This window comes from Xanthomonas sp. SHU 308 (assembly GCF_000364645.1).
GTDB lineage: Bacteria > Pseudomonadota > Gammaproteobacteria > Xanthomonadales > Xanthomonadaceae > Xanthomonas_A > Xanthomonas_A sontii.
The window spans coordinates 1-13,563 of the sequence record NZ_AQOK01000521.1; the positions used below are offsets into that span (position 1 = coordinate 1).

At 68.6% G+C, this 13,563-nt stretch carries 12 protein-coding genes; 8 read left to right on the top strand and 4 right to left on the bottom strand.

Annotated features, from left to right (window positions below; translation table 11 throughout):
• The 3 genes from D588_RS0115540 to D588_RS0115550 all read left to right on the top strand — a co-directional run.
• Nucleotides 1–200, top strand: a 200-nt coding sequence (locus D588_RS0115540; protein ID WP_017916639.1) for a hypothetical protein, incomplete at its 5' end; no start/stop codon positions are given.
• Nucleotides 197–685 carry a ribosomal protein S18-alanine N-acetyltransferase gene (gene rimI / locus D588_RS0115545; RefSeq protein WP_017907927.1) on the top strand — a complete coding sequence of 163 codons (489 nt, stop codon included), beginning with the start codon at nt 197–199 and terminating at the stop codon, nt 683–685. The genes D588_RS0115540 and rimI, both read left to right, overlap by 4 nt.
• A gap of 616 nt (nt 686–1,301) precedes the next feature.
• Entirely contained in the window at nt 1,302–2,456 is a 1,155-nt protein-coding gene (locus tag D588_RS0115550; RefSeq protein ID WP_017916640.1) for a pectate lyase, read from the top strand.
• Between the two features lie 447 nt (nt 2,457–2,903).
• On the opposite strand, the gene D588_RS0115560 is transcribed toward D588_RS0115550, so the two are convergent.
• From D588_RS0115560 to D588_RS0115570, 3 genes are all read right to left on the bottom strand, one after another.
• On the bottom strand, nt 2,904–5,909 hold the full coding sequence (locus tag D588_RS0115560) for a valine--tRNA ligase (RefSeq protein ID WP_017916641.1): 3,006 nt from the start codon (nt 5,907–5,909) through the stop codon (nt 2,904–2,906).
• 115 nt (nt 5,910–6,024) lie between these two features.
• The gene (locus tag D588_RS0115565; protein ID WP_026143768.1) at nt 6,025–6,450 is read right to left on the bottom strand and encodes a DNA polymerase III subunit chi; all 426 of its coding nucleotides are present in this window, start codon (nt 6,448–6,450) and stop codon (nt 6,025–6,027) included.
• Nucleotides 6,451–6,561: 111 nt separating this feature from the next.
• On the bottom strand, nt 6,562–8,043 hold the full coding sequence (locus D588_RS0115570; protein WP_017916643.1) for a leucyl aminopeptidase: 1,482 nt from the start codon (nt 8,041–8,043) through the stop codon (nt 6,562–6,564).
• A 107-nt stretch (nt 8,044–8,150) separates the two neighbouring features.
• Here D588_RS0115570 and lptF point away from each other — a divergent pair, with 107 nt between their 5' ends.
• From lptF to D588_RS0115585, 3 genes are read left to right on the top strand one after another with little or no spacing between them, the layout of a single operon-like run.
• A complete protein-coding gene (gene lptF / locus D588_RS0115575; protein WP_010343579.1) occupies nt 8,151–9,236 on the top strand; it encodes an LPS export ABC transporter permease LptF in 1,086 nt (361 codons plus the stop codon).
• Entirely contained in the window at nt 9,233–10,339 is a 1,107-nt protein-coding gene (gene lptG, locus D588_RS0115580) for an LPS export ABC transporter permease LptG (RefSeq protein ID WP_017916644.1), read from the top strand. Before lptF ends, lptG begins: the two co-directional genes overlap by 4 nt.
• Before the next feature lie 29 nt (nt 10,340–10,368).
• Nucleotides 10,369–10,674, top strand: coding sequence for a hypothetical protein (locus D588_RS0115585; RefSeq protein ID WP_226977797.1), 306 nt, complete (start codon nt 10,369–10,371; stop codon nt 10,672–10,674).
• A gap of 309 nt (nt 10,675–10,983) precedes the next feature.
• On the opposite strand, the gene D588_RS0115590 is transcribed toward D588_RS0115585, so the two are convergent.
• Complete coding sequence (locus D588_RS0115590) at nt 10,984–11,460, bottom strand: RDD family protein (protein WP_017916646.1); 477 nt, start codon at nt 11,458–11,460, stop codon at nt 10,984–10,986.
• Between the two features lie 183 nt (nt 11,461–11,643).
• Between D588_RS0115590 and xerD the strand changes: the two genes are divergently transcribed.
• Nucleotides 11,644–12,618 (top strand): site-specific tyrosine recombinase XerD, encoded by a 975-nt coding sequence (gene xerD / locus D588_RS0115595; RefSeq protein WP_017916647.1) that lies wholly within the window; start codon nt 11,644–11,646, stop codon nt 12,616–12,618.
• A 63-nt stretch (nt 12,619–12,681) separates the two neighbouring features.
• The coding region (locus D588_RS25020; RefSeq protein WP_157836477.1) for a hypothetical protein at nt 12,682–13,563 on the top strand (882 nt) is incomplete at its 3' end.

The window sequence follows — 13,563 nt, forward strand, 5'->3', positions numbered from 1 at the left end:
CAGGTACGCGCCGGGTCGGGCTGCGCCTGCCCGACCGCCTGCAGATCGCCCTGCTGCGCGCTTCCGGCCTCAATCCCAACGATCCGGCCACGCAGGCGCTGATGGCGACCTGGCCGCTGGACGAACTGCGCGGCAATGCGGCGGCCAAACGCGCGCTGTGGCCGCAGTTGCGCGCGCTGCGCAAGCGGGCGCCGCGATGAGCGCACTGGGGTCGGCATCGGCGCCCACGGCCACGCTGCGCGCCTTGCGCGAGGCCGATCTGGACGCGGTGATGGAGATCGAGCGCCGCGCCTATCCGTTCCCCTGGACCCGCGGCATTTTCCGCGACTGCCTGCAGGCCGGTTATCCGGGCTGGGTGCTGGTGGAGGAGGGCACGATCGTCGGCTACGGCGTGATCAGCGTCGCCGCCGACGAGGCGCACATCCTCAACGTCTGTGTGGCGCCCGAGCGGCAGTCGCGCGGCTACGGCCGGCTGCTGCTGCGCGCGCTGATCAAGTACGGCGTCGATCTCGGCGCGCGCCGGGTGTTCCTGGAAGTGCGGCCGTCCAATCCCAATGCGATCGCGCTGTACCACAGCGAAGGCTTCAACGAGATCGGCCGGCGCCCACGCTACTACCCGGCCGCGAACGGCCGCGAGGACGCGCTGGTGATGGCGATCGAGCTGTTCTTCGACGGCATGTCCTGAGCTCCTGCGCGTCCGCCACGGGCGGCGTGCGGTTTCGTTCGAGTGCTGCCGCCTGGATGCGGAAGGCGGTGGCGCAAGCGCCGGTGTAGGTGGTACCGGCCTACTCCCGGCCGGCGCGGCGGCGCTGTGCCGCATGCGCGCCGCAACCTGATCCTGGCGATGCCGCTGCAGGCGGTTTGCGATGGTGCCGGCAGTGTTCGTTGTGGCAATCGCACTTGCGTGCTGCGTGTCGATGGGCGAGGCCCGGCGGCTGCCACCTGCCGTTTGCGGCTTTCGGTGTTTTTGCGCTGTCGCAGGCGGCTTCCGCAATGTCGCCTTCTGTCGGTGGGACAGCGTTGTTGTCCCGCAGCGATGGTGCCGCGTCGCCCTGGCGCGCGCAGGCGATTCGTGCGACGTGGTTCACACATTGTGCGGTTGGATCGCGCGTTTCTCCAACGCCTCTTTACACGTGCCACGCGCTGCCTACAGTGCGCGCCTCTTCGGCGCCTGCCTCCCACGAAGGCATGACCCGCAGTTGTCCGAGGGGACAGCGATCGCGCAGGCGTCGCCGTGCATTCCGCTGCTGCGGAGCGCGCGCGCCTGCGTCCAAACCACGCACGCTCACGAGGTTTCCAGGATGACCACGCAGTCCCTCATCGCTTCATCGCCGCGCTCGCCGCTGCGCACGTTCGGCCTGGCCCTGTGCCTGGCCGGCCTGGCCGGCGCCGCCCATGCCGACGCCAGCCTGGAGGTCGCCAGCACCGGCTGGGCCACGCAGAACGGCGGCACCAAGGGCGGTTCCAAGGCCGCCGCGGCCGACGTCTACAGCGTCAGCACCGCGGCACAGCTGAAGGCCGCGCTGAAGGCCAGTGCCGGCAGCAACGGCCGCATCATCAAGGTCAACGGCATCATCGACATCAGCGAAGGCACGCCGTACAGCACCACCGCGGACATGAAGAGCCGCGCGCGCCTGGACGTGCCCACCAAGACCACGCTGATCGGCGTCGGCAGCAACGCCGAGATCCGCGAGGGCTACTTCTACGTCAAGGCCAACGACGTGATCGTGCGCAACCTGACCATCGAGAATCCATGGGATCCGCAACCGGTGTGGGATCCGAACGACGGCAGCGCCGGCAACTGGAATTCCGAATACGACGGCATGACCATCGAGGGCGCCAGCAACGTGTGGGTGGACCACGTGACCTTCACCGACGGCCGCCGCACCGACGACCAGAACGGCACCGCCAACGGCCGCCCCAAGCAGCACCACGACGGCGCGCTGGACATCAAGAAAGGCGCCAACTACGTCACCGTGTCGTACTCGGTGTTCAAGTCGCACGAGAAGAACAACCTGATCGGCTCCAGCGACAGCGCCTCCAGCACCGACAGCGGCAAGCTCAAGGTGACCATCCACAACACCCTGTTCGAGAACATCTCCGCGCGCGCGCCGCGGGTGCGCTTCGGCCAGGTGCACCTGTACAACAACTACCACGTGGGCAGCACCAGCAATTCGGTGTATCCGTTCTCCTATGCGCACGGCGTCGGCAAGGAATCGAAGATCTTCTCCGAGAACAACGTCTTCGACATCAGCGGCGTGAGCAGCTGCGACAAGATCGCGGCCGACTACGGCGGCAGCGTCTACCGCGATTTCGGCTCGCTACTCAACGGCCAGGCGCTGACCTGTTCCTGGAACAACAACATCGGCTGGACCCCGCCGTACACCTATTCGCTGTTGCCGGCGAACAAGGTGGCGGCGGACGTCAAGGCCAAGGCCGGCGCCGGGAAGCTCTGAGGGATCGCTACGCCGCCGCCTGGAAGGCCGGGCGGCGGTGTGCGTGTTGCGTGGAATGCCAGTGCTCGGGCGCAGAGCCGCTTTCAACGTTGGCCGCGCTCGTCGCAGGTGCGTTGTGGGAGCCAACGGTGGGAGCGACTTCAGTCGCGACGAGCGAAGTGCAGATCGCCACCGGCTTCGATAGCAGTCTGGGCTAAGTCCTTCCACCAGTGCACCAAACAACTCGCCGAGAATTTCTGTGGGAGCGACTCCAGAGCGGATCCAATGACGACGGGGACCCGCTGCAGGAGCGGCTTCGGCCACGACAGACAGCATTGCTTGCCGTCTGATGGTGCAGCGCGTCGGGACTGAAGTCCCTCCCACATCGCGCATTCGTCAGACGCGCGATACTGCATGATGATGCCTCCGCCACCGCCGTGATGGGCGGAGGCGGCCCAATCGCTCGCGCTACAGCTTGGCGCGCTGCGCGCGCAGACCGTCGAGTTGCGCGCTCCAGTCGGCCAGGCGCTGGCGTTCCTGCTCGACTACCGCGGGCGGCACCTTGTCGGTGAACTTGCCCAGCTTGGCCTCGCTCTTGTCCTTCTCCGCGGCGACACGGGCGATCTCCTTGTCCAGGCGCAGGCGTTCGGCATCCAGGTCGACCAGGCCTTCCAGCGGCACCAGCAGCGTCAGTTCGCCGACGATCGCGGTGGCCGCGGCCGGCGACGGCGCGCCGTCGTCCAGCCACTGGATGGACTCCAGCTTGAGCAGGAAGCGCAGCTGCGCGGCGAAACGTTCGATTCGCGCGCGGTCTTCTGCCTGGCCACCCTGCAGCAGCAGCGGCACCTGCCGCGACGGCGCCACCTGCAGTTCGCTGCGCACGCGGCGCAGCGCCGACACCATCGCCTTTAGCCATTCCACGTCGGCCGCGGCGCCGGCGTAGGCGGCCACGTCCATCGCCGCCGCCTCCGGATAGGGCTGCAGCGAGATGGTCGGTGCGGCGATGCCCAGGCGCGGCGCCACCTGCTGCCACAGCTCCTCGGTGAGGAACGGGGTCAGCGGGTGCAGCAGGCGCAGCAGGGTTTCCAGCACGTGCAGCAGGGTGTGGCGGGTGCTGTCGGCGGCGGCCGCGTCGTCGCCGCTCAGCGCCGGCTTGGCCAGTTCCAGGAACCAGTCGCAGAACTCGTTCCAGGCGAATTCGTACAGGCACTGCGCCAGCAGGTCGAAGCGGTACGCGGCGAACTGCGCCTGCGCCTCGGCCGTGACCGCCTGCAGGCGCAGCAGGATCCACTTCTCGGCATCGGTGGCCGGTGCAAGCGAGGCTGCACCGGCATTCGAAGCGGTGTCCGCGTGGTTCGCCACTTGGGCGCGTGGCGACGCGTTCGTGATGGTCGCTGCTTCCACATCCTCCTGGCGCGTATTCATCAGCACGAACCGGCTGGCATTCCACAGCTTGTTGCAGAAGTTCTTGTAGCCCTCGGCGCGGCCCAGGTCGAACTTGATGTCACGGCCGTGGCCGGCCAGCGCGGCGATGGTGAAGCGCAGCGCGTCGGCGCCGTGGGCGGCGATGCCGTTCGGGAATTCCTTGCGGGTGGCCTTCTCGATCTTGGGGGCATCCTGCGGCTTCATCAGCCCGGTGGTGCGCTTGGCGACCAGCGCCTCGATGTCGATGCCGTCGATGATGTCCAGCGGATCGAGCACGTTGCCCTTGGACTTGGACATCTTCTGGCCTTGCGCGTCGCGGATCAGGCCGGTGATGTAGACGTCGCGGAACGGCACCTTGCCGGTGAAGCTGTCGGTGGCCATGATCATCCGCGCCACCCAGAAGAAGATGATGTCGAAGCCGGTCACCAGCACACTCGACGGCAGGTAGCGCTCGAAGCCGCGCTCGGCCATCGCCTGCGCATCCGGCCAGCCCATGGTCGCGAATGGCCACAACTGCGAGGAGAACCAGGTCTCCAGCACGTCGCTGTCCTGTTGCAGGGCGATGTCGGCGCCGAGGCCGGCCTTGGCGCGCGCGTCGGCCTCGTCGCGGCCGACGTAACAGTTGCCCGCCTCGTCGAACCAGGCCGGAATGCGATGACCCCACCACAGCTGACGGCTGATGCACCAGTCCTGGATGTTCTCCATCCAGTGACGGTAGGTGTTGATCCAGTTCGGTGGCACGAACTGGATCTGCCCGGACTCGACCAGTTCCAGGCCGCGCTTGGCCAGCGCATCCATCTTCACGAACCACTGGTCGGTCAGGTAGGGCTCGATCACCTGACCGGTGCGATCGCCGCGTGGCACCTGCAGCTTGTGCGGCTTGGTCTCGACCAGGATGCCGAGGTCTTCCAGATCGGCCAGCACGGCCTTGCGTGCATCGAAGCGGTCTAGACCACGGTACTTCTCAGGAATCACCCATACCGTTGGTTCATTGGTGAGGGGGCCTTGGTCGGAGGCATGCACGCCAGGAAAATTCGATGCGCGTTTCCCCGTAAAGCTAAAGTCGTCCAGCTCACTGGATTTGAGCTTAGCCTCTTTAGTGAACAGGTTGATCATCGGCAACCCATGCCGCACGCCGACCTGGTAGTCGTTGAAGTCGTGCGCCGGCGTCACTTTGACCACGCCGGTGCCGAACGCGCGGTCCACGTAGTCGTCGCCGATCACCGGCACGCGGCGGCCGGTCAGCGGCAGCGTCACGGTCTTGCCGATCAGGTGCGCGTAGCGCGCATCCTCCGGGTGCACCATCACCGCGGTATCGCCGAGCAGGGTTTCCGGACGGGTGGTGGCGACCACCAGGTAGTCGCGGGTCTCGCGCAGGGTCTCGTTGCCGTCGGCATCGTGCTCGACGTGGACGTAGCTGGCGCCGTCGTCCAGTTGGTAGGCGATCGACCACAGGAAGCCGTCTTCCTCCACGTTCTCCACTTCCAGGTCGGAGATCGCGGTCTTCAGCACCGGGTCCCAGTTGACCAGGCGCTGGCCGCGGTAGATCAGGCCCTGTTCGTGCCAGCGCACGAACGCCTCGATCACCGCCGCCGACGGCTGCGGATCCATGGTGAAGGTGCTGCGCGACCAGTCGGCCGAGGTGCCGAGGCGGCGCATCTGCCGCTCGATGGTGTCGCCGGAGTGCTGCTTCCACTCCCAGACCTTGGCGATGAAGCCGTCGCGGCCCAGCGAGTCGCGGGTTTCGCCCTTGCCTTCCAACTGCAGGTTGCGCGACACCACCATCTCGGTGGCGATGCCGGCGTGGTCGCTGCCGACCTGCCACAGCGTGTCGAAGCCGCGCATGCGGTGGTAGCGCACCAGCGCATCCATCAGCGTCTGCTGGAAGGCGTGGCCCATGTGCAGCGTGCCGGTCACGTTCGGCGGCGGCAGCAGCACGGTGTACGGCGTGCCTTTCCCGGACGGCACGAAGTAACCGGACGCTTCCCATTGCGCGTACAGGCGCGATTCGAAGGAGGTGGGATCGTAGCTGGAGGCGAGGGTGGTCATGGGCTGGGAATCGGGAATCGGGAATGGGGAATCGATGGAGCGCAGAGCAGGGGCCGCCTCAATGCGGCGCTTGGAGAAACGATTCCCGATTCTCCATTCCCGATTCTCCGCTTCATCACATATCGTGCTTGCTGACCGCGTAGCCCTGGGCCTTGTACTGCTTCCAGCGCTCGCGCAGCGGGTCGCGCGCGGATGGGTCGGCCGGCACCACTTCGAGGACGCGGTCGCAGGCGCCCAGGTAGGGCGCATCGCGCAGGTTGATCACCAGCGGGCGCTGCGGCGCGTCGACGCCGGGTGGGACGATCAGCACCTGCGCCTCTTCCTCGTCGGCATCGGCGTCGGCGATCTGGTGCGGGATGTAGGCGTCGGCATCGAACGTCCACAACAGCTCGTCCAGTTCCTCGGCCTGGGCCATGTCGCGCGCCAGCACCAGCGTCCACAGGTTGGCGTCGTTGGCCTTGCGCGCCAGCTCGCACACCAGCCGCAGCGGTTCGTTGAGGAACCGCGGCTTGGCGATCAGGTAGAAGTCGGCGCGCATCAGGGCTGGGAGTGGGGAATGGGGAATAGGGAATGGGAACAGCGGGTGGCGGCGCGTGCGCCGCCTCCGGTTGGGTCAGACAGGGCGCTTTTCACGATTCCCGATTCCCGGTTCTCAATTCCCGGCCGCAACGCGGTCGAGCAACCACTGCGACAGCAGGCCCACCGGGCGGCCGGTGGCCATGCCGCGCTTGCCTTCGTCGCTGGCGACGCCGGCGATGTCCAGGTGCGCCCAGCGCTGGCCTTCGGTGAAGCGCGACAGGAAGCAGCCGGCGGTGATCGCGCCGGCCCAGCGGCCGCCGATGTTGTAGACGTCGGCGAAGCTGGAATCCAGCAGGCCCTGGTACTCGTCCCACAGCGGCAGGCGCCAGGCGCGGTCGAACACGTGCTCGCCGGCGGCCAGCAGTTCGGCGGCCAGGTCGTCGTGCTTGCTCATCAGGCCGGCGGTCTGGTGGCCGAGGGCGACCATGCAGGCGCCGGTGAGGGTGGCCACGTCGATCAGCGCCGCCGGCTTGAAGCGTTCGGCGTAGGTCAGCGCGTCGCACAGGATCAGGCGGCCCTCGGCGTCGGTGTTGCCGACCTCGATGGTCTTGCCGGACATGCTGGTGATCACGTCCGACGGGCGATAGGCGTTGCCGTCGATCGCGTTCTCCACCGCCGGCACCACCACCACCAGGTTCAGCGGCAGGCGCGCGGTCGCGGCGGCGACGAAGGTGCCGATGACGTTGGCGCCGCCGCACATGTCGTACTTCATCTCCTCGATGCCGCCCTGGGTCTTCAGGTTGACGCCGCCGGTGTCGAAGGTGATGCCCTTGCCGACCAGCACGTAGGGCTGGGCGTCGCCGCCGCCATGCCACTTCAGCACCAGCAGCCGCGGGCGGTTGGCCGAGCCGCGCGCCACCGCCAGCAGCGAGCCCATGCCCAGTTCCTGCATCTGCGTCTCGTCGAGGATCTCGGCCTCGGCGCCGTCCACGCCCCGGGCGAAGGCGGCGGCGGTCTCGGCCAGGTAGGCCGGGGTGCACAGGTTCGGCGGCAGGTTGCCCAGTTCGCGGGCGAATTTCACGCCGGCGGCGATCGCCTCGCCCTGGGCCAGCGCGTCGGTGTCGTCGCCGTGCACGGCCAGGCGGGCGAGGCCGCTGTCGTCGGGCTTCTTCTTGCCGAGGGTGGCGGTGTAGCGGTAGCAGGCGTGGTCGCTGGCGATCACCGCCTGGCGGATCGCCCAGGCCTGGTCGCGGCCCTTGACCTCCAGCTCGCTCAGGGTCAGCAGCGCGCTGGCCGCCGGCCCGCTCTTGAGGGCGCGCGCGGCGTCGCCGACCGCCTTCAGGTACTGCGGCACGCCGAACTTGGCGGCGTCGCCCAGGCCCACCGTCAGCACACGCGGCGCCTGCACGCCGGGCAGGTCGTGGAGCAGGGCGGTGGCGCCGGTCTTGCCGCTGACGTCGCCGCGCTCGGCCAGCGCGGTCAGGCGTCCGCCGCTGGCCGCGTCCAGGGCCTGGGCGGCCGGGGACAGGCGCTTGTCGGCGAACACGCCGACGACGATGCAGTCGAACGCCGCGGTGGCCGGGGCGTCGTGGTTCAGGGTGAATTCCAGGGCCATTGATCAGATTCCGTTGGCAAATCCGTACAATCGCGGACTCTTTACCCCCAGTCGGATAGGCTGGGGCAGCCGCGAACGAATCCGAGAGTTTAAATCAACCCACCCCCATGCCGAAGCTCGATCGATACCTGCTGCGCGATTTCGTCCAGAGCTTCTCGGCCACCCTGATCGTGCTGCTGGTGGTCAGCGTCGGTGGTGTGCTGGTGGACATCCTGGGCAACATCGCCGATGGCCGCATCCCGGCCAAGTTGTTGTTTTCACAGCTGGGCCTGCAGTTCGTGGTGTACCTGCCGCTGATCCTGCCGCTGGCGCTGATGCTGGGCCTGCTGCTGGCGCTGGCGCGGCTGTACCGCGACTCGGAAATGGCGGTGATCACCGCCATCGGCGTGGGCCCGCGGCGCCTGCTGCGGCCGATCCTGATGCTGGTGATCCCGGTGGTGACCCTGGTCGGCATGTGCTCGCTGTGGCTGGGCCCCTGGGCCGACCGTACCTCCGACCGGCTGATCGACGAGGCCAACCACAGCCTGCTGATGGCGGGGCTGGAGGCCGGGCGCTTCACCCCGCTGTCCGACGGCGGCATCGTCTACATCAGCACCCTGTCCGGGGACGGCACCAAGCTCAGCAAGGTGTTCATGCAGCGGCAGAAGGACGGCCGCCTGGACGTGGTCACCGCGCAGCGCGGCGCCATGTTCTTCGAGGGCAAGGCCGACCGCTACCTGCGTCTGGAGGACGGCTACCGGGTCGAGGGGCCGCTGGCCGGCGACGGGCTGGACTACCGGATGATGCGCTTCGTCAGCAACGACGTGGCACTGCCCGACCGCAACGCCGCGCGCAAGGACGATGACCCCGAACTGCTGCCCACCGCCAAGCTGATCGGCGATCCGCGCCCGCAGGCCAATGCGCAGCTGCATGCGCGCCTGGCGCCGCCGCTGCTGGCGCTTGCCTTCGCGCTGCTGACCCTGCCGCTGTCGCGCAGTTCGCCGCGGCAGCAGCGCTATGGCCGGATCATGCTGGCGTTCCTGGCCTACTTGGTCGGCACCAACCTGATGTTTCTCGGCACGCAGTGGCTGAGCACCGAGAAGCTGCCGCGCGCGCTCGGCCTGTGGTGGCTGACCCTGCCGTTGCTGGCCTTGTCGGTGTGGATGTACCTGCGCGATGGCCGGCTGTCGCGGCCGCGGAGGCAGCCGGCATGAGGCTGCGTCCGAACCTGCACGATGTGTACGTGGGCCGCGCCGTGCTCGGCACGGTGCTGCTGACCTGGGCGGTGCTGCTGGGCCTGGACGTGATCATGGCGCTGTCCAACGAGTTCAAGGTCATCGGCACCGGCAGCTACAGCCTGGGCCATGCCGCCGCGTTCGTGGCCTACACGGTGCCGCGCCGCGCCTACACCCTGTTCCCCACCGGCGCGGTGATCGGCGTGCTGATGGGCCTGGGCCAGCTTGCGGCCACCTCCGAACTGACCGCGCTGCGCGCGCTGGGTCTGTCGCGGCGTCGGCTGAGCCTGGCGGCGGCCTCGACCATGGCGGTGCTGACCGTGGTCATGGTGGTCAACGGCGAGACCCTGGCGCCATGGGCGCAGAACCAGGCCGACGCGATCAAGGCCAACGCCAAGTACAACGGCGACATGAGCATGGCGCGCTATTCCGGGCTGTGGGCACGCGAGGGCAACACCTTCCTCAATGCCCAGGCCGGCGAAGAGCACCTGGAGGACGGCGGCGGCACCTGGCTGGAGCTGCGCGACGTGCGCCTGTACACGCTGGACGAGAGCGGCCGGCTGGCGTCGCTGACCCATGCCGCCATCGCCGAGCACCGGCACAACGGCTGGACGCTCAAGCAGGCCTACCGCGACACCTTCGCCGAACGCTCGGTGCAGCGCGAGAAGTTCGACAGCCTGCCGTGGCAATCGCAGCTGGACGCGGCGGCGCTGGCCTCGGGCCTGGCCAAGCCGCGCAACCTGTCGGCGCGCGACCTCCACACCAGCATCGAGTACCGCCGCCGCAACGGCCTGGACGCGCGCGACTACGAGGACCAGTACTGGAGCCGCTGGTTCTATCCGCTGAACGTGCTGGCGCTGTGCTTCGCCGCGATCCCGTTCGCGTTCGGCGCGCTGCGCAGCGGCGGCATGGGCAAGCGCCTGTTCCTGGGCATCCTGTTCGCCCTGGTGTTCTGGCTGCTGCAGCTGTTCTTCGGCCGCATGGCCGGCGCCCTGAAGTTCGACTACCGCATCGCCTACGCCTTGCCGCCGCTGGTGATGCTGACCGTGTCCTGGTTGCTGTTCCGCAAACGCAGCAGCTAGCGATGCGGCGTCCGAGCGCCACTGGCCTGGTGTTCTGCCTGTTGTATGCGGCGGTGATCGTTGGCTGCCGCTGGATGGCGAGCAATCTGCAGGTCGATGGCCATCTCCAGGCAGGGTTGCGGCAATTGCCGTTCGTTCCAATCACCCTTCCGCTGGCGATGCTCGACCTGTTGCCATGGTTGGAGCGGTTGCCGAGGGTCGTCGCATACGCGCTGGTGCTGCTGCCCATGTTCTGGGCGAGCTACTGGCTGGGTCGGTCCTTGGAGCGGTGGATCGGTGGTGTGGTCGCCTCGCGCAGGGCCGCATCGGCGCGCAGGCATGCTGATGGGGGGTGATGCTGTTCGGCGTTCTCGCCAGTGCTTGCCGATCGGCGTCGATGTCGTGCTGGATTCGCCATGCGCGCTTCCGTTCGACGATGCGTCCAACGACATTAGATAGGTACCGCTGGCACGGTCGTGCCGCGCCGCAGTGGTCCCGATGTTGCAGGAGTGGTCGGCGCGCCGCCGCGCGCCCGTGCGCTGCGGTCAGGGCTTGGCTTTGGGCAATCGCGTTAAACAGGTGCGGCTGGCACGGTCGTGCCGCGCCGCATTGGTCCCGATGTGGCAGGAGTGGTTGGCGCGCCGCCGCGCGCCCGTGCGCTGCGGTCAGGGCTTGGCTTTGGGCAATCGTGTCAGATAGGTGCCGCTGGCCCTGTCGTGCCACGTCAACCGCTCCCGATCAAAAAGCGCCCACCAGAACCCCAGCCCGCCCAGTAACAACGACACGGTACCGACCAGATAACGCCGCCACAGTGCGCCCCAACGCGGCGTGGTGCCATCGGCGCCGTGCAGGCGCAGCCGCCATGGACGCATGCCCAGGGTCTGGCCACCGCGACGCCAGCTCAGCGTCGCGTACAGGCCGGCCACCACCCAGCAGCACAGCCAAAGCAGCCACTGCAGGGCGCTGAACGGTGCGATGTTCTCGCGCGGCGCATGGCCTTCCAGCGTGTAGCCGAGGGTGAACAGCGCCGAGACCACGAACCACAGCGCCAGCACCGGCCAGGCGTCGTAGAACAGTGCCAGCAGTCGCCACAGCAGCAGCGCGCGTGGACGGGGGGCGGAAGCGGGAGGCGGTGCGCTCATCGACACAGCTTAGAGCCAGTCGCACGCTTTGCGGTGGACTGCGTTGCGCGCGGCTCTGGCATGCGCAGCCCTGCTGCTCGTCCCGCCCACATCGACCTTGCGCCCCCCGGCAAAGCCGCTAGGCTTTCCCGATTCCCGATTCCCGATTCCCGATTCCCGATTCCCGAATCTCCAATCCCCAAAATGCCCTCCCTGCATTCCCCCGCCGAACGCCGCCAGCAGACACAACGGCTCGCGCCGCTGCGTGAGGCCGATGCGGCGGCGATCCAGCAGTTCCTGGATGCGGCCTGGGCCGAGCAGGGGTTGGCGCGGCAGAGCCTGGACAGCTACCGCCGCGACCTGGAGGGCTTCGCGCGTTGGCGCGACGGTGCCGGCGGCGGGTTGGCCGGTGCCGATCGACAGGCGCTGTTCGATTACCTGGCATGGCGTACCGAGCTGGGCTATTCGCCGCGCAGCAACGCCCGCTGGCTGTCGTCGCTGCGCGCGTTCTTCGCGCTGCGCGTGCGCCGCGGCGAGCGCAGCGACGATCCGACCGCGCTGCTGGAGCCGCCGCGGCTGCCGCGTTCGCTGCCCAAGGCGCTGGCCGAAAGCCAGATCGATGCGCTGCTGGCGGCGCCGGACGCGACCGCGCCGGCAGGCCTGCGCGACCGCGCCATGCTCGAGCTGATGTACGCCGCCGGCTTGCGCGTCAGCGAACTGGTCAACCTGCCGGCCAACGCGGTCAATCTGCGCCAGGGCGTGCTGCGGGTCACCGGCAAGGGCAGCAAGGAGCGGCTGGTGCCGTTGGGCGAGGAGTCGCAGCACTGGCTGCAGCGCTATCTGGACAGCGCCCGCCCGGCGCTGGCGGCGGGGCAGGCGGTGCCAGCCAGCGATGGCGTGGTGCCGCTGTTCATCGACGCCGCGCGCCGCGCGCTGACCCGCCAGCAGTTCTGGGTGTTGGTGAAGCGCTATGCGGCGGTGGCCGGGATCGATCCGGTGCGGATCAGCCCGCACGGCCTGCGCCACAGCTTCGCCACGCATCTGCTCAACCGCGGCGCCGACCTGCGCGCGCTACAGATGCTGCTCGGCCACAGTTCCCTGTCCACCACCCAGATCTACACGCTGGTGGCGCGCGAGCACCTGCAGAGCCTGCACCGCAAGCATCATCCGCGTGGCTGAGCGGCAACTGCAGCTGCCGCTGCCGCCGGCGATGGCATCCTTTTCCTTCCATCGAGTGCGTCCATGAGCGAGTTGCGACATCGCGTTTCCCATGCGTCAGCACGAGCTTGTGCCGGCCTGCTGCTGCTCGCGCTCGGCAGCGCGTTCGCGGCCGGGCCGGTGCAGCCGTCCGCCATGCCGGCGGCCGAGCCTGGCGACAGCGCGTGGCAGATCGCGGCTGCCGGCACGGCGCTGGAGGCGCAGGCACCGGCGGTGCGTCGCCACGAGGATCTGCTGTTCTGGACGCTGCCGGGCGGGCAGCGCGAACCGGCCACGGCTGCGCATCTGCTGATCGCAGCGCCGTATGCCCAGGTGCAGGCCGCGGTACGTGGCGTCGTGCAGGCGCAGGGGGGCTTCCAGGAAGGCAACGAGACCTCGCCGCTGTCGTATCTGCCCGACGATTGGGGCCGGGTCCTGCTGTCACGCCGCCAGGACCTGCGCGCGGCGCTGGCCGAGCGCTTCGCGCAGCCGATGCTGCAGGCGGCGGTGGAGCAGGGCGCGCTGACTGAGGAGGAGGCGCGCACGCGCCTGCAACAGGCGCGCGAGCGCAGCGATTGGGCGCCACAGGATCGCGCCGAACTGGCTGTGTTCCGCGAGACGCGCTATGCGGAATACTGCGCCACGCGCAGCGAACGCCAGGGACTGAGCGGGCGTCTGGAACTGAGGGTATGCGTCTTCGACATGACCGCGGCCATGGGGCATGCGACCACCGCGCTGAGCATCGAGCGCACCGACAACTACGCCAATCCGGATTACAGCGTGATCAGGCAGATCACCCAGTTCAATCCGCTGGGCGGTGCGTCGCAGCCGTCGCGGTTGAGCCAGCGCGTGGTGCCGGCGGTGTTGTTCCAGGCCGTGCGCCAGGCGCTCGCCGCGAGCGTGCCGCAGCAGCCGGTGCGTGTGGCA